Annotated in this window: 16 protein-coding genes; 11 read left to right on the forward strand and 5 right to left on the reverse strand. The window is 58.0% G+C overall.

The window, feature by feature from the left end; translation table 11 throughout:
* The first annotated feature begins 155 nt into the window (after positions 1-155).
* The 6 genes from gcvP (at position 156) to ACFWHB_RS09055 (ending at position 7,403) form a co-directional block, all read left to right on the forward strand.
* The gene (gcvP, locus tag ACFWHB_RS09030; protein ID WP_395950004.1) at positions 156-3,032 is read left to right on the forward strand and encodes an aminomethyl-transferring glycine dehydrogenase; all 2,877 of its coding nucleotides are present in this window, start codon (positions 156-158) and stop codon (positions 3,030-3,032) included.
* Positions 3,033-3,570: 538 nt separating this feature from the next.
* Positions 3,571-3,861: a His-Xaa-Ser system protein HxsD gene (gene hxsD, locus ACFWHB_RS09035; RefSeq protein ID WP_157868080.1), complete on the forward strand. Its 291-nt coding sequence runs from the start codon at positions 3,571-3,573 to the stop codon at positions 3,859-3,861.
* Positions 3,851-5,305: a His-Xaa-Ser system radical SAM maturase HxsB gene (gene hxsB, locus ACFWHB_RS09040; RefSeq protein ID WP_395950005.1), complete on the forward strand. Its 1,455-nt coding sequence runs from the start codon at positions 3,851-3,853 to the stop codon at positions 5,303-5,305. Before hxsD ends, hxsB begins: the two co-directional genes overlap by 11 nt.
* A 3-nt stretch (positions 5,306-5,308) precedes the next feature.
* On the forward strand, positions 5,309-6,514 hold the full coding sequence (gene hxsC, locus ACFWHB_RS09045) for a His-Xaa-Ser system radical SAM maturase HxsC (RefSeq protein ID WP_395950006.1): 1,206 nt from the start codon (positions 5,309-5,311) through the stop codon (positions 6,512-6,514).
* Positions 6,511-7,089, forward strand: coding sequence for a His-Xaa-Ser repeat protein HxsA (hxsA, locus tag ACFWHB_RS09050; protein ID WP_395950007.1), 579 nt, complete (start codon positions 6,511-6,513; stop codon positions 7,087-7,089). The genes hxsC and hxsA overlap by 4 nt, the downstream gene beginning before the upstream one ends.
* Before the next feature lie 41 nt (positions 7,090-7,130).
* Entirely contained in the window at positions 7,131-7,403 is a 273-nt protein-coding gene (locus tag ACFWHB_RS09055) for a DUF5334 family protein (RefSeq protein ID WP_395950008.1), read from the forward strand.
* A 376-nt stretch (positions 7,404-7,779) separates the two neighbouring features.
* On the opposite strand, the gene ACFWHB_RS09060 is transcribed toward ACFWHB_RS09055, so the two are convergent.
* Complete coding sequence (locus tag ACFWHB_RS09060) at positions 7,780-8,268, reverse strand: VOC family protein (RefSeq protein ID WP_395950009.1); 489 nt, start codon at positions 8,266-8,268, stop codon at positions 7,780-7,782.
* A 207-nt stretch (positions 8,269-8,475) separates the two neighbouring features.
* Between ACFWHB_RS09060 and ACFWHB_RS09065 the strand changes: the two genes are divergently transcribed.
* Entirely contained in the window at positions 8,476-9,225 is a 750-nt protein-coding gene (locus tag ACFWHB_RS09065; protein WP_395950010.1) for a class I SAM-dependent methyltransferase, read from the forward strand.
* Positions 9,226-9,572: 347 nt separating this feature from the next.
* Entirely contained in the window at positions 9,573-11,129 is a 1,557-nt protein-coding gene (locus tag ACFWHB_RS09070) for a GGDEF domain-containing protein (protein WP_395950012.1), read from the forward strand.
* Positions 11,130-11,257: 128 nt separating this feature from the next.
* Here the strand turns inward: ACFWHB_RS09070 and ACFWHB_RS09075 are convergent, their stop codons facing one another.
* Entirely contained in the window at positions 11,258-11,503 is a 246-nt protein-coding gene (locus ACFWHB_RS09075) for a hypothetical protein (protein WP_025327258.1), read from the reverse strand.
* Between the two features lie 116 nt (positions 11,504-11,619).
* Here ACFWHB_RS09075 and ACFWHB_RS09080 point away from each other — a divergent pair, with 116 nt between their 5' ends.
* Positions 11,620-12,921 (forward strand): MFS transporter, encoded by a 1,302-nt coding sequence (locus tag ACFWHB_RS09080; protein ID WP_368168826.1) that lies wholly within the window; start codon positions 11,620-11,622, stop codon positions 12,919-12,921.
* Between the two features lie 77 nt (positions 12,922-12,998).
* Here the strand turns inward: ACFWHB_RS09080 and ahpF are convergent, their stop codons facing one another.
* The 3 genes from ahpF to ACFWHB_RS09095 all read right to left on the reverse strand — a co-directional run bounded on the left by ahpF (position 12,999) and on the right by ACFWHB_RS09095 (position 16,381).
* Complete coding sequence (gene ahpF / locus ACFWHB_RS09085) at positions 12,999-14,585, reverse strand: alkyl hydroperoxide reductase subunit F (RefSeq protein WP_395950013.1); 1,587 nt, start codon at positions 14,583-14,585, stop codon at positions 12,999-13,001.
* Positions 14,586-14,726: 141 nt separating this feature from the next.
* Positions 14,727-15,293, reverse strand: a complete 567-nt coding sequence (ahpC, locus tag ACFWHB_RS09090; RefSeq protein ID WP_005324327.1) for an alkyl hydroperoxide reductase subunit C — start codon at positions 15,291-15,293, stop codon at positions 14,727-14,729.
* Positions 15,294-15,934: 641 nt separating this feature from the next.
* On the reverse strand, positions 15,935-16,381 hold the full coding sequence (locus tag ACFWHB_RS09095; protein WP_106886567.1) for a CBS domain-containing protein: 447 nt from the start codon (positions 16,379-16,381) through the stop codon (positions 15,935-15,937).
* Between the two features lie 276 nt (positions 16,382-16,657).
* Between ACFWHB_RS09095 and queA the strand changes: the two genes are divergently transcribed.
* Positions 16,658-17,710 (forward strand): tRNA preQ1(34) S-adenosylmethionine ribosyltransferase-isomerase QueA, encoded by a 1,053-nt coding sequence (queA, locus tag ACFWHB_RS09100; protein ID WP_395950015.1) that lies wholly within the window; start codon positions 16,658-16,660, stop codon positions 17,708-17,710.
* 117 nt (positions 17,711-17,827) lie between these two features.
* The gene (gene tgt, locus ACFWHB_RS09105; protein ID WP_042650443.1) at positions 17,828-18,964 is read left to right on the forward strand and encodes a tRNA guanosine(34) transglycosylase Tgt; all 1,137 of its coding nucleotides are present in this window, start codon (positions 17,828-17,830) and stop codon (positions 18,962-18,964) included.
* The last annotated feature ends 34 nt before the right edge of the window (positions 18,965-18,998 follow it).

Below are 18,998 nucleotides of genomic sequence, written 5' to 3' on the forward strand. Positions count from 1 at the left end.
AGGCGATCCCCTGTCGATGCTGTCGCAGCATCCGGCGCCGCACCCTGTCTGCGGGGCCCAGAACATGAGTGGAGTCGGTATCCGCCGACGATCAGGAACATCAGGTCTTGGTTATCAGGATTTCATGCCAGGACTTATTACCAGGAAATAGGGAAATGACCCAGTCACTGTTTGAACTCGAGCAAAAAACCGATTTCATCCGTCGCCACATAGGCCCGGGTGAGGAAGAAGTGCGGGCCCTGCTCGCCACCGTGGGCGCCGAGAGCCTGGACGATCTGATTGAGCAGACTGTCCCTGCTGCCATCCGCCGCCTGGGCCCGCTCGGTATCGGCGCCCCCATGACCGAAGTGGAAGCCCTGGCCAAGCTCAAGGGCTATGCGGCCAAGAACCAGATCGCCAAGAGCTACATCGGCATGGGCTATCACGACACTCACGTGCCCCACGTCATCTTGCGCAACGTCTTGGAAAACCCGGGCTGGTACACCGCCTACACCCCCTATCAGCCGGAGCTGGCCCAGGGCCGTCTCGAGGCGCTGCTCAACTTCCAGCAGCTCACCCTGGACTTGACCGGCATGGATCTGGCGAGTGCCTCCCTGCTCGATGAAGCCACCGCCGCCGCCGAAGCCATGGCGCTCGCCAAGCGCATGGCCAAGTCCAAGTCCAACCTCTTCTTCGTGGCCGACGACGTTCACCCCCAGGTGATCGACGTGGTCAAGGAGCGCGCCGTTCACTTCGGTTTCGACGTGGCCGTGGGCCCCGCCTGTGATGCTGTGAGCGAGGAGGTGTTCGGTGCCATGTTCCAGTACCCGTCCACCACCGGGAATGTGACCGATCTGCGCTCCCTGATCGCCGCTGTCCAGGCCCAGAAAGGGCTGGCCTGCGTCGGTACCGACATGCTCTCCCTGCTGCTGCTCAAATCCCCGGGTGAACTGGGGGCCGACGTGGTGTTCGGCTCCGCCCAGCGCTTCGGCGTGCCCATGGGCTACGGTGGCCCGCACGCTGCCTTCTTCGCCACCCGCGATGCCTACAAGCGCTCCATGCCGGGACGCATCATAGGCGTCTCCAAGGATGCCCGTGGCAAGAGTGCCCTGCGCATGGCGATGCAGACCCGCGAGCAGCATATCCGCCGCGAGAAGGCGAACTCCAACATCTGTACCGCCCAGGTACTGCTGGCCAACATGGCGAGCTTCTACGCCGTCTACCACGGCCCTGTGGGGCTGAAAACCATCGCCTCCCGCGTCCATCGTCTGACCAGCATCCTGGCACTGGGGCTCACCGCCAAGGGGCTGACCCTCAAGCACGACAGCTGGTTCGACACCCTCACCGTGCTGACCGCGGGCAAATCCGAGTTGATTGCCAAGGCCGAAGGACTGGGCATCAACCTGCGCGCCGATCTGGACGGTGCTGTCGGCGTGTCCCTCTCCGAGACCACCACCCGCGATGACGTGGCCGAGCTGTTCGACCTCTTCCTGGGGCAAGGCCATGGCCTGGATGTCGCGGCTCTGGATGCCAAGGCCCAGGCTCACCACGGCATCCCGCAGGATCTGCTGCGCACCGACGCCGTGCTGACCCACGAGGTGTTCAACAAGTACCACTCCGAGACCGAGATGCTGCGCTACATCCACCGTCTCGAAGCCAAGGATCTGGCCCTGAACTACGCCATGATCTCCCTGGGCTCCTGCACCATGAAGCTCAACGCCACCGCCGAGATGATACCGGTGACCTGGCCCGAGTTTGGCAAGCTGCACCCCTTCGCCCCGCTGGCCCAGACCCAGGGTTACCAGCTGCTGCTGGCAGACCTCGAAGACTGGCTGGTGAAGGTGACAGGTTATGACGCCGTCTGCATGCAACCGAACTCCGGCGCTCAGGGCGAATACGCCGGTCTGCTTGCCATCAAGAAGTACCACGAGTCACGCGGCGAGGGGCATCGCGATGTCTGCCTCATTCCGGCATCGGCCCACGGCACCAACCCGGCCTCAGCCCAGATGGCGGGCCTCAAGGTCATAGTCACCGCCTGCGACAAGTTCGGTAACGTCGATCTCGACGATCTGCGTGCCAAGGCCGCCGAGGTGGGGGAGAAGCTTAGCTGCCTGATGGTGACCTACCCCTCCACCCACGGGGTGTACGAGGAGACCATCAAGGAGGTGTGCGACATCGTTCACCAATATGGCGGTCAGGTGTACCTCGACGGTGCCAATATGAACGCGCAAGTAGGTTTGACGGCGCCAGGCTTTATCGGTGCTGACGTGTCGCACCTCAACCTGCACAAGACCTTCGCCATTCCCCATGGCGGTGGCGGCCCGGGCATGGGCCCCATAGGTGTGAAGCAGCACCTGGCCCCCTTCGTGGCCGGTCATGCGGTGGTCAAGACCGACAAGGAGAGCCGTGACAACGGCGCCGTCTCGGCGGCCCCCTTCGGTTCGGCCAGCATTTTGCCCATCAGCTGGATGTACATCGCCATGCTGGGGGACGAGGGGCTCAAAAAATCCACTCAGGTCGCCATCCTCAACGCCAACTACCTGGCCAAGAAGCTGGGGGAATCCTTCCCTGTGCTCTATACCGGGCGCAACGGCCGGGTGGCTCACGAGTGCATCCTGGACATCCGCCCGCTCAAAGAGGCCTCCGGCATCAGCGAGATGGACGTGGCCAAGCGCCTGATGGACTACGGCTTCCACGCGCCGACCATGAGCTTCCCGGTGGCGGGGACCCTGATGGTCGAGCCGACCGAGTCGGAATCCAAGCGCGAGCTGGATCGCTTCGTGGAAGCCATGACCGCCATTCGCGCCGAGATAGCCCGGGTGCAGGACGGCCACTGGAGCCTGACCGACAACCCCCTGGTCAATGCGCCCCACACCCAGGATGACGTCATGGACGAGCAGTGGAACCGCGGCTACACCCGCGCCGAAGCCGTCTTCCCGTCCGACGCCGTGCGCGCCAGCAAGCTGTGGCCCTCGGTCAACCGCATCGACGACGTCTACGGCGATCGCAACCTGTTCTGCTCCTGCGTTCCGACCGAGGATTACGCCAAGTAATAGCGGCGCTGATCACGGCCATTTAAGTTGGAAACCGTGACATTGAAGTTGGAAACCGACCATTTAAGTTGGAAACTCAAAGGCCCTGCAACAGCAGGGCCTTTTTTATGCTTGGTTTGATATAATGTAATTAAATTACAAATTAAGAATTTATTAGACCGTCGTTAGTTGATCAGTAGCATTCATATATCAAGGGCGCGGTATACTTGATACAAAAGTTTGCGTTATTACTCAAATTTCCCTATCGGGCTAAGCACCGGCATGGTGCCAAAGGATAATCTGGGTACCGAAGGAGGGCCAACGATAGGCACATGAAGGGGTAAAGCAGCTCACCAACACATAATGGTAACAACATCAGCTATTCACAACACTAAGTATGAGATGTTCCGTCGTGAGCATTGCACCTAAACATTGAGCTAACGCAAGCATAGCTTAGATAATCCAAAAAATACTAACTTGAAAATTCACTTCGATACCTCATTTTTGGTATAGTGGAAGAATTCTTTGTTTTCCTCATATGTATTTCCTGAGTGTAATCATGATCGTAATCATCGACCCTTTTTTCAGTAAAGATGCCATATTGCGAACTTGTTACGGGTTTGCAGGTAATTTTAATTTCGAAATTCAAATGAAAAGTGGAATGTATTTCATTACTGTTGCGGCATTGGATACCACTCCGATAGCCAGCGACTTTGAGGCTGAATTTAAAAATGCGCTGATTGACCACGAGTTGCGGGTAGTGATTGAGGAAAAAACGAAGGTAGTGAAAGAGGCGTTGGTGTGTGCTGCGCTGCGTGAAGCATGGAGCGAACCGGTTGATGCGAAATAAATTTAAGAATAAAGCCGATTTTGCTGACAAAGATAAAAACTATACACTGTTTCCTTTTAACTTTGAACGCTTGAGTCAAGATGAAATACTCATCGTCAATGCAGTTGGTGAATTTTCATTTATTCAGGATCGCGAATTGCAAGAATTGGTGGTTGGTGAACTGCCAACTGACACTGAGTTATATCAAGAGTTAAAACGAAAGAGCTTCTTGGCAGGTTCTGAGGATTCGTATGCACTGCGCTGTTTATCTGCCAAATACAGGCAGCGCAAATCTTTCCTCAGTGGCGGGCCGGGACTGCATATCTTTGTGATCACATTGCGTTGTGGAAATTCTTGCGAGTATTGTCAGGCGAGCCGCAAATCAGTGACCTCGTCACAGCACGACATGTCACAAGAGACGGCCAGAAATGCGGTAGATCGGGTGTTCGAATCACCCAACCAGCGCATCACCATTGAGTTTCAGGGAGGTGAGCCTTTGCTCGCCTTCGATTTAATTAAATTTATCGTGGACTACGCTCACGAAAAAAACAGTGTGCATGGCAAGAGCCTCGTGTTTGTCATTGCAACTAGCCTGCAATACATTACCGATGAGATGCTGGATTTTATCAAGTTCCACAGTATTCAGATCTCAACGTCGCTGGATGGCCCAGAAGCGCTACACAACAAAAATCGGCCATCCTCATGTGGTAATAGCTATCAAAGTACCCTTGCGGGTATTCGAAAGGTGAGAGAGGCCATTGGCGATGAGGCCATCGCCGCCATGACCACCATCACTAAAGACAGTCTACCTTTTCACCAAGAGATCGTAGATGAGTATGTGAAGCATGGCTTCCATTCGATATTCTTACGGCCGCTCAACATGTATGGCTTTGCCGTCAAAAGGGAAAGCAAGGTCAGCTATACCGCTGCCGAGTATTTCGCGTTTTATCAAAAGAGCCTGCAATACGTCATCGATATCAATAAAGCAGGCTACTACCTAGATGAAGTCACTGCGTCCTTGGCACTGAACAACATGCTGACCGGACGTGCGGTGGGCTATGTGGATCTGCGCTCGCCCTGTGGCGATGGCACAGGGGTGCTGGTCTATCACTACAACAGCTATGTATACCCATCCGATGAAGCCAGAATGCTCTATGACATGGGCGATAACAAATTCTGTTTGGGCTCAGTAGAGGCACCCTATGTGGAGCTGATTTCGTCGGATGTGATGGGCGAGATATTGATGAGCGGGGTGGCCGAATCCCTTCCGGCTTGCGCCTATTGCGCCTATTTACCCTACTGTGGTGCGAACCCCATCCAGAACTATTCCCGTACTGGTGACATGGGCGGACACAGGGCTAAGAATGACTTCTGTAATAAGCAGAAGCCGTTGTATCGCCACTTGTTCAGCCTCCTTGAAGAGAACAAGGATGTATTCACTTCATGGATCACAAGGGGGAAGTGAGCGATGAGCTTCAAACTGAAATTAAGAGCGGTCATTCATCATCCCTCTACAACTCGCCGCCCGTTGCGGGTAACAACAATTGATAGCTACATAGCCACGGGGAGATCACCGGACGAGTTATGCCTGATCTACCCCGACTGGCAATATAGAGGCGAAGCCCTGCTTTCCATCAAGTGGGGGGCTATTGTCATTTATGATCAAGCAACCCCGCTTTTTGACGGTCAAATCATTCACGTCACCGAGGAAGGCGAGCGCCTTGACGATGGCGACATCATTGTGACGTTAACGGATGCCGTGTATATCGCCTACAAGCAGCACAGTGACTCCAACTCACTGTTTCTGACAGAGCGGTGCGATAACTTCTGCATCATGTGCTCGCAGCCGCCGAAAAATGTGGATGACACGTGGCGGGTAAATGATGCACTGGGCATCATTGATTTGTTGGATGATGAGCCGCGTACTTTGGGGATCAGCGGCGGTGAACCGACGACGTTAGAGACAGATTTTTTGAAAATTCTGGCCCATTGCCACCAGAAATTACCGCAAACCCAGCTTCATATTTTGACCAATGGAAAAAACCTGAGTAACAGGGAGCTGATCGATGAGATTCAGCAGATTGGGCATGAGCGGGTGCTATGGGGGGTCCCATTGTATGGGGCAATTGCCATCGATCACGATTACCATGTGCAGTCTCGCGGGGCATTCAACCAGACCATCAACGGCCTCTATCACCTAAAAACGATTGAACAGTCCATCGAACTGCGGATCGTCTTGACGAAAGATGTACTCAGCAATATCGAAGCGCTGTGTGAATTTATTGCTAGAAATTTATCGTTTGTCTCTTTTGTTGCCCTCATGGGGCTCGAATTAACGGGCTTTGCCAAGCGAAATTACACTACGGTGTACTCTCCCATCGCTGAGTATTTACCCGCGTTAAGCTCTGCCATGAATACCCTGAAAATGAATAATATGCAGTTCTGTCTTTACAATATCCCGCATTGTCACCTACCGCGGAGTTTGCGCGATTTTGCCGCGCAAAGTATTTCCGACTGGAAAAATGGATTCCCGCAAGGTTGTGAAGATTGTGCCTCGAAGGCGGTTTGCTGTGGTTTCTTTGCTTCGAACCTAGATCACAAATCTGGTATTTTAATTAGTTCATTATGTAGTGTTGATGATGACTCTTACATTGGGGTAATAGATCTTTTATGAAAAAACTAATGTCCACGTTGCAGCGTTGGGGTGTACTGAGTCTGGGTGTGCTAGGTGGTCATGGGGTCACGGCCAGCGAAGCGCATCTCTCCGATGACGCCTTCAATCAGATGAACTTAGACAACTTGCCCAACATGGAAGCGTCGTTGAATATGGACGTGAACAACCTCTATGCAGGGCATAGTTCACATCGCTCGCACAGTTCACATCGTTCGCATTCTAGTCACCGCTCCCACTACTCAGGCTATGGCACCTCAACCTATTCGACCCCTGTCGCAGTTCCTTCGCGAGTATATAGCGGCACCCGAAACAGCCTAAACCAAAGCTTGCAGGCCCCTCTTGAAGTCACTTCACCAGCAAGACGGCTGACAGCCAATGACAGCGCCATGATGGATCTGGTCATGCGGGTGCAATTAGCACTGTTCACCAAAGGCTATGATGTAGGCACTATCGACGGCAAGATTGGGCCGAAAACCCGCGCCCAGATAAAACGCTATCAGAGTGATAACAGGTTAAGTAGTACGGGAACACTGACGACCGCCTTACTCACAAGTTTGGGTATTCAAATTCAGTGAGTCATTAGGGCATTCTTAACTTAATTAAAAAGGGATTACAGATGAAAAAAATAACAATCACTCTAGCTTTCTTTGCTGCAATAATGTCTTCTAATATTTATGCATGGGAAGGTGTTGACAATCATTCTGGGAGTGACATTGAGATTGAAAGTGGTAGTTTAGTAAGAGCGGGGCAGGAAATTGAATATTATGACCATGATTCTGGAGAGTATCGTTCAGCGGATGTTGAGAGCGTAGAGTCTAGTGGTAGTGGTGCAGAGGTAGAAGTATATGATCATGAATCAGGTGAATATCGTACATTTGAAATGGAATGACTTCGCAGTTTCACTTGGGTAATACCTCCAATCGGTTGAGCACCGTGTCCTGACCAGCTAATAATCTCTCCGAGAGGGATGCGGATGATTCGGTGTAGTAATGTAGGCAATAAACAGAAGCCTGTTTTAATATTACACAGCAATCAAAGCTTGGTTTCTAACTTCAATGTCCTATTTGCTCGTGAAGCTGGTGGAGAATCGCTTTTGAGTTTCCAACTTAATTGTCACATAGGATCTAGTTAAGATATTGAAATTTTTGAGCCACGAGTTTCCAACTTAAATGGTCGTGATCAGGCGCCCGGAAGGGCTGATAACCCATAAGCACAAGGCCACCCCATCGGGTGGCCTTGTCGTTTGTGGCGCCCGCGCGAACGGGCTAGTCGCCCCGGCGCGCCGCCTCTATGGCGGCGATATCTATCTTGCCCATCTGCATCATGGCCTCGAAGGCGCGCCTGGCGGCCTCGGGGTCGGGATCCGTGATCGCCTCGGTGAGGGCCAGGGGGGTGATCTGCCAGGAGATGCCCCACTTGTCCTGGCACCAGCCGCACTCGCTCGCCTGACCACCGTTATCGATGATGGCGTGCCAGTAGCGATCCGTCTCGGCCTGGGTCTTCGTTGCGACCTGGAACGAGAAGGCCCAGCTGTGCTTGACCCCGGGGCCGCCATTGAGCCCGAGGCAGGGGATCCCCATCACCCTGAACTCGACCGTCAGCACATCCCCTCGCTTGCCGGCGGGGTAGTCGGCCGGGGCGCGGTGCACGGCGTCGACGGCGGAGTCGGGGAAGGTGCTTGCGTAAAACCGTGCCGCCTCCTCGGCATCCCCGTCATACCAGAGGCAAATCCTGTTCTTTGCGGTTGTCATCATCTCGTGGCTCCTGCCGGTTGCTGTCATCCTATGCCCCTCCCTTTCTCTTGCCCCAGTGGTTGCTACCTGGCGCCGTCTGTTGCCAGCCGGGGAGTTGCATGATGTCGTCAAGTGTAGTGGCATAGGGATCCGGGCCGCCCGGTTTGGCGTGCAGAGCGACAGGCAGGGCGACCCTATGCCCCGCCAATGACAAGAGAGGTGTGCGCGATGGACAGTACCCAGCGATTCTCGACCCGGGTCGAGGCCTATGTGAAGTACCGCCCCGGTTATCCTGCGGCCATGCTGGACTTTCTGGCTGGCGAGCTTGCCATGGGGCCCGAGGCCCAGGTGGCCGACATAGGGGCGGGCACCGGCATCCTGACCGCCCTGCTCGCACCCCGGGTGGCGCGGGTCTGGGCGGTGGAGCCCAATGACGAGATGCGCGCCGCCGCGAGGCGACTGCTGGTGGATGTGGGCAACATCGGCTGGTCTCACGGCAGTGCGGAGGCCACGGGCCTGCCGACGGGCTCGGTGGATCTGGTCACTGTCGCCCAGGCGTTTCACTGGTTTGATCGCGCGGCCTTTCGGCAGGAGTGCCAGCGCCTGCTCAGACCCGGTGGCCGGGTCGCCCTCATCTGGAATGACAGGCTGACCGACACCCCGTTTCTCAGGGCCTATGAGGAGGGGTTGCACGCCTATTCCGGGGATTACGAGGAGGTCAATCATCGCAACCTCGGCGAGCACGACTTTAGTGCCTTCTTCGAGGGGGAGTATCGGCTCGATCGCTTCGAAAACCGCCAACTGTTCGATCTGGACGGCGTGCTTGGGCGGCTCAACTCCTCCTCCTATGCCCCCGCCGTCGGCACCCCGGCCCATGAGCAGATGACGGCGCTCATCCGCCGCGAATTTGGCCGAAATGCGGTGGGCGGCAGGGTCTCTTTCAACTATTGCACCCTGGTCTACAGCGGCCGGGTGTAACGGGGCCCATGCAGAAAATGAAGGGCGATGGGGCAGGGGGCATGCCCAATCGCGTGGACTGGTGACAGTCGGCGCGAACGGCATGCTCCCTTGGCTCCCGTTCTCTAATCGCAGAAAACGACACCCTGGCGTTGCCGACTGGTTTTTTTTTGCTCAGAAAACAGACCGCATCTCTCTGTTTCCCCTGATAAAACCTAATTTCGCCGAAAATCTGCCTGAATCGTGCTTGAACAAGGCCGTGAAAAGAGTCGCCCTCCCTGAAGGGCTGGCGGCATACTGCGCGCCTTCCGATGTGGCCATGCCTGTCTTGCAGGGCAAACAGCGGGGTATTGAGCAGGACCCAGGGTATGTTGACCTTCAGACGCACGCAGAAAAATTTCACCTTCATTACGGGCTATCTCTGGCTGCTGGCCTTGCCGATGCTGCTCGGGATCGGCGGCATGTTCGCCCTCTCCGTCTACAACCACGGGGTGGTGGTGGAGCAGAAGCTGGTCAGCCTCAACGGCATGGCGGTGGTAACCGAAGCCAGGATGCTCGATCACCTCGAGCAGCTGATGTCTGTCGAAGTCACTGCGGATGCACTGACCCCAGTGCTCTCCACCTCTAGGACCCGGGAGGCCTATCGCGAGCGCTGGGGGAAGATGACGGCCCTGGATCCCCTGGTGATGCTGATTTTTCATGCCGATTCGAATGGCTATTTCTTCTCCGGCAGCGAAGAGGCGGATCTGGCCTGGGTGAATGCCAAGGTCAATGTGGACTCCCGCGCCTGGTTCAAAGGGGCGCTGGCGTCGCGCGCCTTCTACTGGACACCGGCCTATCAGGACATCTTGACGGGCGATCATATTCTGACCCTGGCCCACCGCCTGCCCGATGACCAGCAGCAGGGTGAGCGGGTCATCGGCATCGATGTGAACGTCGCACAGTGGTCCCAGATGCTCAGGGACATGCTCTATGGGGACAACGCCGTGAGCCACATGGTGATTGACCGCCGCACCAACCAGATCCTGGTGAGTTCGCAGTCGGCCTACAACGGCCAGATCTTGCAGGCCCCCTGGCTGGCGCGTCTGACGGCGCAATCAGGCTCTTTCTACGAGGAGATGAGCAACGAATATGTGGCTTACGGTACCCTGCCAGACAGGGAGCACTGGATGGCCATCACTGTGCAGCCAAGGCGGGATTCGGTTGCCGTCATCGGGGGCAGTCTGGCGCTGGGGCTGCTGGCCGTTGCCTGCACCCTCTTCATCACAATGTCGGCCTTCTTTCGCCTGCGTTTGCTGGTGCTCATCGACAGTCTGGCGAGCCGCATCCGCCGACTCGGCGCCGGTGCGCGCGAGCCCCGGCCGGTGAGTGCCTTGCCCTCCTTCCCTGAGATGGCCTTGCTGGATCAGGAGCTGGATCAGGTGTCCGATCACCTGCAAGAGTCCTTTGACCTGGCCCACAGGGACGCGCTCACCGGCAGCTATAATCGGCGCTTCCTGGATCAGCGGCTGCGCCAGTTGCACCAGGAGGGGCGCAGTGTCGTCCTCGCCCTGGTCGATCTGGACAATTTCAAGCAGCTCAACGACGTCTATGGTCATGCCGGCGGTGATGCGGCGCTGTGCCGCAGTGTCGAGCTGGGACGGGAGTTGCTGGGGGAGGGGGTTTCCCTGTGTCGTTACGGTGGCGAGGAGCTGGTCGCCCTCTTCGAGCAGCACTCGCTGGCGCAGGCCGAGGGGTTGATGGAGCTGTGGCGCTGCCGGCTCAGTGAGCTGAAATGGCGGGAGAAGGGGATGCGGGTCACCTTCAGTGCCGGCATAGGCGAAAGCCAGGGGCGCACCCCCGAGGCGCTGATGACCCTGGTCGACAAGGCCATGTATCAAGCCAAACGGGCCGGCAAGAACCGCATTCATCGCAGCGAGGAGTGAGCGCCCTGGCTGCTGGCGTCTCTCTCATGACAAGGCCCTCGTCGTTCACGGCGAGGGCCTTTGTTATTTCCCGGGTACCTCGTTTGGCTGTGCTGCGAAGCAGACAGTCGCGAGGGGGCCTTGTGACCTTAGCCCTGGTCTATGCCCAGGATGGCCATGGCTTTGGCCAGGGTATCGACGGATTCCTGATGCTTGCCCGCGTTATGCAGGGTCTCTCCTTCGGCCCTTAGCTGCTTCACCTCGGCCAGTTTCTCGGCACTGAGGGCGGGGTTCGTGGCCAGGGCATCATCAATCTTCTTCATGTCCATGGGGCAGTGAAAGGCGATGGCGCTCCCGGCGAAGAGCAGGGCGGCCAACAACAGCATGAGTCTCATTTTGACGACCTCCTTGATGGGATCCCGTTAAGAATAGCCCCACAGGGCCGGGACTATTGGGTTGAACCGGGCAAGAAACAGACGCTACCATGATCTTTTCGACACGAGGAGGCGTCATGACACTCACAAGGTTGCTGTCACCCCTGACCAGTCTGGTGATCTTCATTCTGGGTCACGGCATGTTCAATACCCTGCTGACGGTGCGCCTCTCGGCAGAACAGGTGTCGGTGCAGGCCATCGGCCTGGTGTCGGCGGCCTATTTCGGGGGCCTGGTGCTGGGGGCCTTCATCAACGCCCGCCTCATCATACGGGTGGGCCATATCCGGGCCTATGCGGCCTACGCCTCCCTGCTCTGTTTCCTGTTCCTGCTGCACGGCATGGTGGTGGAGCCCATCGCTTGGGCGGCGCTGCGGCTGGTGGGGGGCTTTGCCACCGGCGGCCTCTTCGTGGTGCTGGAGTCCTGGATGCTGGTCTCCAGCACCCCGGCCAACCGGGGACGGCTGATGTCCCTCTACATGATACTGCTCTACGGATCCCTGGCCATGGGCCAGTTGCTGCTCAAGTGGGTGGATCCCATGGTGTTGACCCCCTTTGCCCTGTGCGCCATGGCCGCCACCCTGTCGGTGGTGCCGCTCGCCCTCTCCCGGGTGGCCACTCCTGCCATGGTGGCGCCCCAGCCGGTCGGGGTGCTGGAGCTTGTCCGGCTCACCCCGGCGGGGATGGGTAGCAGCTTCACCTCGGGCCTGATTCTCGGGGCCATCTACGGCCTGTTGCCGCTCTATTTTACCGACAGCGGCGCCTCGCTCTCGCGGGTAGCGGACATGATGGCGCTGGTGATCCTGGGGGGCATGTGCCTGCAATACCCCATAGGGCGGATGTCTGACCGCTATGACAGGCGGCTGGTGATCCTGCTGCTGTGCGCAGCGCTGACTCTGCTCGCCCTGCTGATGGTGTTGTTGCCCGAGGGCTGGCGCGAGCCGATCGCGGGGGCCCTGGTGTTCCTGCTGGGGGGCATGGCGTTCTCCATCTATCCCTTGAGCCTCAGTCACGCCTGCGACGAGTTGCGCCCGGATCAGGTGCTGGGGGCCAATCAGGGGCTGCTGCTCGCCTACAGCCTGGGGGCCATGATAGGGCCGCTGCTGGCCCCCTTCGTCATGCTGCAGTTCGGGTCAGAGGGGCTGTTCGTCTACTTCGCCCTGTGCGGCGCCCTGCTGGCGGGCTATCTGGGCTGGCGCAGGCGGCAGCGGGCACCCATTCCCCTGGCCGAGCATCAGGTGTTCATGCCGGTGCCGCCCAATACCCCCATGACCGCCGAGCTGGAGCCGAGAACGGATCTGGAAGGAGAGGCGGTGCCCGCGACCTATGCCACACCCGAGGTGGAGGATGTGGAAGGGATGGAGGAGCCGCAGGCTCGCTGAGAGCCAGCCTGCCCGAAGACGCGCATAAAAAAGCCGACTCCCAGGGAGTCGGCTTCTTGTTGGTGCTAAGGCCGTTATCAGGCGGTCACGGCGTCGGCTTTGACGGCATGAGCCTCAGGGGCCGCATTGCGGATAAGGTAATCGAAGGCACCCAGGGCTGCGGTGGCACCGGCGCCCATGGAGATGATGATCTGCTTGAACGGCACTGTGGTGGCGTCCCCTGCGGCATAGACGCCGGGCAGGGAGGTCGCGCCCTTGGTGTCGATCTCGATCTCGCCAAAGCGGGTCAGGGCCACCTCGCTCCCTTTCAGGAACTCGGTGTTCGGTACCAGACCTATCTGCACGAAGATGCCCGCTACCGCCAGGTGCTTGATCTCGCCCGTGGTGCGGTCCTCGTAGTCCATGCCCACCACCTTGCTGCCGTCACCTATCACTTCGGTGGTGCGGGCGCTCATGATGATGTCGATGTTGCCCATGGAGCGGGCCTTCTTCTGCAGCACCTCGTCGGCGCGCAGGGTATCGGCGAACTCCACCACGGTGACGTGCTCGACGATGCCGGCCAAGTCGATGGCCGCTTCGATGCCGGAGTTACCGCCACCTATCACCGCCACCCGCTTGCCCTTGAAGAAGGGACCGTCGCAGTGCGGGCAGTAGGCCACGCCCTTGGTGCGGTACTCGAGCTCGCCCGGCACGTTCAGATCGCGCCAGCGGGCACCGGTCGCCAGGATCACGGCGCGGCTCTTCAAGGTGGCGCCGGAGGCCAGCTCCACGTTCACATAGCCATCCTTGCTGATGGCGGCGGCACGCTGCTCGGTGATCACTTCCACGCCGTACTGCTTGACGTGTTGCTCCAGGCTGGCGGCCAGCTTGGGGCCCTCGGTGTAGGGCACTGAGATGAAGTTCTCGATACCGACGGTGTCCATCACCTGGCCGCCGAAGCGCTCGGCGACGATGGCGGTGCGGATCCCCTTGCGGGCGGCATAGATGGCGGCTGCAGCGCCAGCCGGGCCACCGCCGACCACCAGCACGTCATAGGGGGCTTTTTCGCTCAGCTCTGCGGCCTTGCGCTCGGCCGCGCCGGTATCGAGCTTGGCGACTATCTCTTCGAGCGAGGTGCGACCCTGGCTGAACGGCTGGCCGTTCAGGTAGACGTTCGGCACCGCCATGATCTGGCGCTCGTTCACCTCATCCTGGAACAGGGCACCGTCGATCATGGTGTGGGTGATGCCGGGGTTCAGGGTGGCCATCAGGTTCAGGGCCTGCACCACGTCCGGGCAGTTGTGGCAGGAGAGGGAGATATATGTCTCGAAGTGGAACTCGCCCTTCAGGTTCTTGACCTGCTCCAGCACGGCCGGATCGGCCTTGGAGGGGTGACCGCCGCTTTGCAGCAGGGCGAGCACCAGGGAGGTAAATTCATGACCCATGGGGATGCCGGCAAAATGCACGCGCGGTGCCTGGCCTTGTGGCGCCACGCTCATGGAAGGCTTGCGAGCGGCGGTGCCATCGTTCATGGAAATCTTGGGGGACATCTCTGCTATCTCGTTGGCCAATGCCAGGAGCTCTGCGGATTTGTCGCTGTCATTGCCGGACACGCTGATCTCGATGGGATTGACGATGTACTGCAAGTAACCGTTGAGTTGTTGTTTGAGGTTGGTATCTAACATGGTCGAATTCCTTCTTGTTATGGCGGTCGGCACTATTCATGAATACAGAAAGCACTGGATGCAAAAAACAGTGAATGCAGGAAGCGCTGGGCCAGAAAGCAGACCGGCCCTTGAGTGGGCCGGTCTTGGAGAGCAGGAGGCTTAGATTTTGCCTACCAGATCCAGGGACGGGGCCAGGGTGGCATCGCCTTCTTGCCATTTGGCCGGGCACACTTCACCCGGGTGAGCGGCAACGTACTGGGCAGCCTTGACCTTGCGCAGCAGTTCCAGAGCGTCACGGCCGATACCGCCGGCGTTGATTTCAACGATCTGGATGACGCCTTGCGGGTCGATGACGAAGGTACCGCGGTCAGCCAGGCCAGCTTCTTCGATCATCACGCCGAAGTTGCGGGTGATGGTGCCGGTCGGGTCGCCGATCATCGGGTACTGGATCTTCTTGATGGTGTCAGAAGTGTCGTGCCAGGCCTTGTGAGTGAAGTGGGTGTCGGTGGAGACGGCGTAGATCTCGACGCCCAGCTTCTTGAAGGCAGCGTAGTTGTCAGCCAGATCGCCCAGCTCGGTCGGGCAAACGAAGGTGAAGTCAGCCGGGTAGAAGAAGACCACGGACCACTTGCCTTTCAGGTCAGCGTCAGACACCTGAACGAATTTGCCATTGTGGTAGGCGGTAGCGTTGAACGGCTTGATTTCAGTGTTGATATAGGTAGACATGTATTTGCTCCTTGGTGATGTACATATGCCCGTCTGGTCGTGAAGTGCTTGGCCAGGCGAGGCGCTTAACTTTCGATGGAGGCATCATAGGGCTTTTCTCTAATCGGTCAAAGCCACAATTTTGAATCACTTAAATCTACTTATTAGATAGCCCATCGCAACTGTACCTAACATGAATATCTCAGGCCTTCAGAGATAACTCATTGTCGAAGTTCAATTTCTGTCCTCCATGTCACATTTTCAAGTCCCGGATGGGAACTTGTTTTATGCCAAAGGGGCGAGAGGAGTGTTGAAGGCGCGTCGGGACAGGGGGGAGGCGTGAGAGACGGGCAAAAAAAATCCCGGCGCCGTCGCACAGACAGGGCCGGGTCATCAAACAAGGAATGGCGATATAAAAATGCTTTACAGCAAAGACTAACTACGGGGTGTGCAAACTTGCAGACATATGAAGAGAAGACATCGGGTGCACAATCCTCATCTTCTCTTCGGCAACTATTGCATGGACGGCATCATAGTGTGATGAAGATCACAAAGCAAGTTTGTGGTGTAATTTTTCAATCAAACTGAAAGTGTTTCAGTTATTTAGCCGGTAAATTAGGCTGAAAACGCTTTTATTGTAATTTTATTACAGTTTTTGGTGATCAGAAATCCGAGGGCGGCTCCTGCTCTTCCATCAATTCCAGCAGATTGATGGCCACAGTGATGAAATCCGACTCCGTGACTATGCCCACCAGTTTGCGTCCCCGCACCACCGGCAGGCAGCCATATTTGTGGCGCTGCAGGTAGAGGGCCGCCTCCTTGATGCCGGCGTGGGGATCCACGCTCGCCACCTGGCGGGTCATGATCTCGTCGAGCTGGACGCTGTCGGTGAATTCTGCCTCCCGCTCCGGATTGATCAGCAGCAGCTTGGACTCGCGGGTGGCCAGGATGTCGGAGAGGGTGACCAGTCCCAGCAGATGCTGGTGCTCGTCGACGATGGGGATGTGGCGGATCTGCTCCTGCTGCATCAGCTCCATCGCCTGCTTGACGCTGTTCTGCGGCCCCAGGGTGAAGGGGTGTTCGGTCATGATTTCAGTCAGGGTCATCATGGTGGGCCTCCTTGTGTCTCTGATCTCACCCTAGCTCAGCTCCTGGCCGTGGAACCTGATCAGGGTCAATACAGATCATTAAAGAATCATTAACCCAGGGGGCTGTGGGCGCTGCGGGGTACAAATTGGCGTCCAAGCGCCCGTGTCGGCGCGTCCAGGGCCCACAAGGCTCACAAAAAGAGCGCTATCCCTTGCCGGCCTTGGGTTTTTGGTCTTTTGGGTTGCCTTGGAAGAGGGGGATAACTAGACTAGCCGCCGATTCCCCCGAGGTGAAAGATGCAAGTATCCGATTTTCATTTTGATCTGCCAGACGAGCTGATTGCCCGCTATCCGATGGCAGAGCGTACCGCCAGCCGCCTGTTGCAGCTCGATGGTCAAAGCGGCGCCCTGCGCCACGGTCAATTTGTGGATGTGCTGGACCAGCTCAACCCGGGCGACCTGCTGGTGTTCAATAACACCCGGGTCATTCCGGCGCGCATGTTTGGCCAGAAGGCCAGCGGCGGCAAGCTGGAGGTGCTGGTGGAGCGCATCCTGGACGAGCACAGCGTGCTGGCCCATGTCCGCTCCTCCAAGTCCCCCAAGCCCGGCACCCGTCTCATTCTTGATGGTGGGGTCGAGGCCGAGATGCGCGCCCGCCACGACGCCCTGTTCGAGATCCACTTCCTGGACCCGCGCCCCGTGCTTGAGATCCTGGAGGCCATAGGCCACATGCCGCTGCCGCCCTATATCGACAGGCCCGACGAGGATGCCGACAAGGAGCGCTACCAGACCGTCTACAACCAGAAGCCGGGCGCCGTGGCGGCGCCGACCGCGGGTCTGCACTTCGACGAGCCGCTGCTCGAGCAGATCCGGGCCAAGGGGGTGGAGCTGGCCTTCGTCACCCTGCACGTGGGGGCGGGCACCTTCCAGCCGGTGCGGGTGGACAGGATCGAAGATCACCACATGCACTCCGAGTATGCCGAAGTGCCGCAGGAGGTGGTGGACGCCATAGCCGCGACCCGCGCCCGGGGTGGCCGGGTGATTGCGGTGGGCACCACCTCGGTGCGCTCCCTGGAGAGCGCCGCCAAGGCGACCCTGGCCCAGGGCAAGCCGCTGGCGCCCTTCTTCAGCGACACCGACATCTTCATCTTCCCAGGCTACGAGTTCCAGATTGTCGATGCCATGGTCACCAACTTCCACCTGCCGGAATCGACCCTGATCATGCTGGTCAGCGCCTTCGCCGGGTACGATCAGGTGATGGCGGCCTATCAGGCGGCGGTGGAAGAGCAGTACCGTTTCTTCAGCTACGGGGACGCCATGTTTGTCACCCGTCGCCAGGTTGAGGCATAAGCCTCAGCCTTCAGAAGCCGTTCAGGGAGGCCTTGTCAGGATCCTGGCCGGTTTCTTGTATCGGGCCCATGGGGCCCTCCGTTGTCAGACTGTTTCTCTGACTGAATCGAGGTAGCAATGAAATTTGAACTGAAAACCACAGATGGTCGCGCCCGTCGCGGTCAGCTGGTATTCGAGCGCGGTGTGGTCCAGACCCCGGCCTTCATGCCGGTCGGTACCTACGGCACCGTCAAGGGGATGACCCCGGAAGAGGTGCGCGAGACCGGCGCCCAGATCCTGCTTGGCAACACCTTTCACCTCTGGCTGCGGCCGGGTCAGGCGGTGATGCGCGCCCACGGGGATCTGCATGACTTCATGAATTGGCAGGGCCCCATCCTCACCGACTCCGGTGGTTTCCAGGTGTTCAGCCTGGGTCACATTCGCAAGATCACCGAGGCGGGGGTGCATTTCCGTCACCCCATCAACGGCGAGAAGATCTTCCTCGACCCCGAGAAATCCATGGAGATCCAGTACGATCTGGGCTCCGACATCGTGATGATCTTCGACGAGTGCACGCCCTATCCGGCGACCTACGAAGAGGCGCGCAAGTCCATGGAGATGTCCCTGCGCTGGGCCAAGCGCTCCCGCGACAAGTTTGATGCCCTCGGCAACAAGAACGCCCTGTTCGGCATCATCCAGGGCTCAGTCTACGAGCCGCTGCGGGATGTCTCTCTGGACGGCCTGCTGGAGATAGGCTTCGACGGCTATGCGGTCGGCGGTCTGGCGGTGGGTGAGCCCAAGGAAGACATGCACCGCATCCTGGATCACGTCTGCCCGAAGATCCCGGCCGACAAGCCGCGCTACCTGATGGGGGTGGGCAAGCCCGAAGATCTGGTGGAAGGGGTGCGCCGCGGCATCGACATGTTCGATTGCGTGATGCCGACCCGTAACGCCCGCAACGGTCATCTGTTCACCACGGACGGTGTGGTCAAGATCCGCAACGCCAAGTATCGCGAGGACACCAGCACCCTGGATGCGGACTGCGACTGCTACACCTGCAAGAACTACACCCGCAGCTATCTGTACCATCTGGACAAGTGCAACGAGATCCTCGGTGCCCGTCTGAATACCATTCATAACCTGCGTTATTACCAGCGTGTGATGCAGGGTTTGCGGGACGCGATCGAGCAGGGTAAATTAGACGACTTTGTAACTGAGTTTTACCGTCGGCAAGGGAAGCCCGTGCCTCCGTTAACTGAAAATGACGTGAAATAACAACGACATATAAGTTAGTTTTCAAATCTACATC

The sequence above is a fragment of the Aeromonas mytilicola subsp. aquatica genome (assembly GCF_044336385.1).
GTDB classification, from domain to species: Bacteria; Pseudomonadota; Gammaproteobacteria; order Enterobacterales; family Aeromonadaceae; genus Aeromonas; species Aeromonas rivipollensis.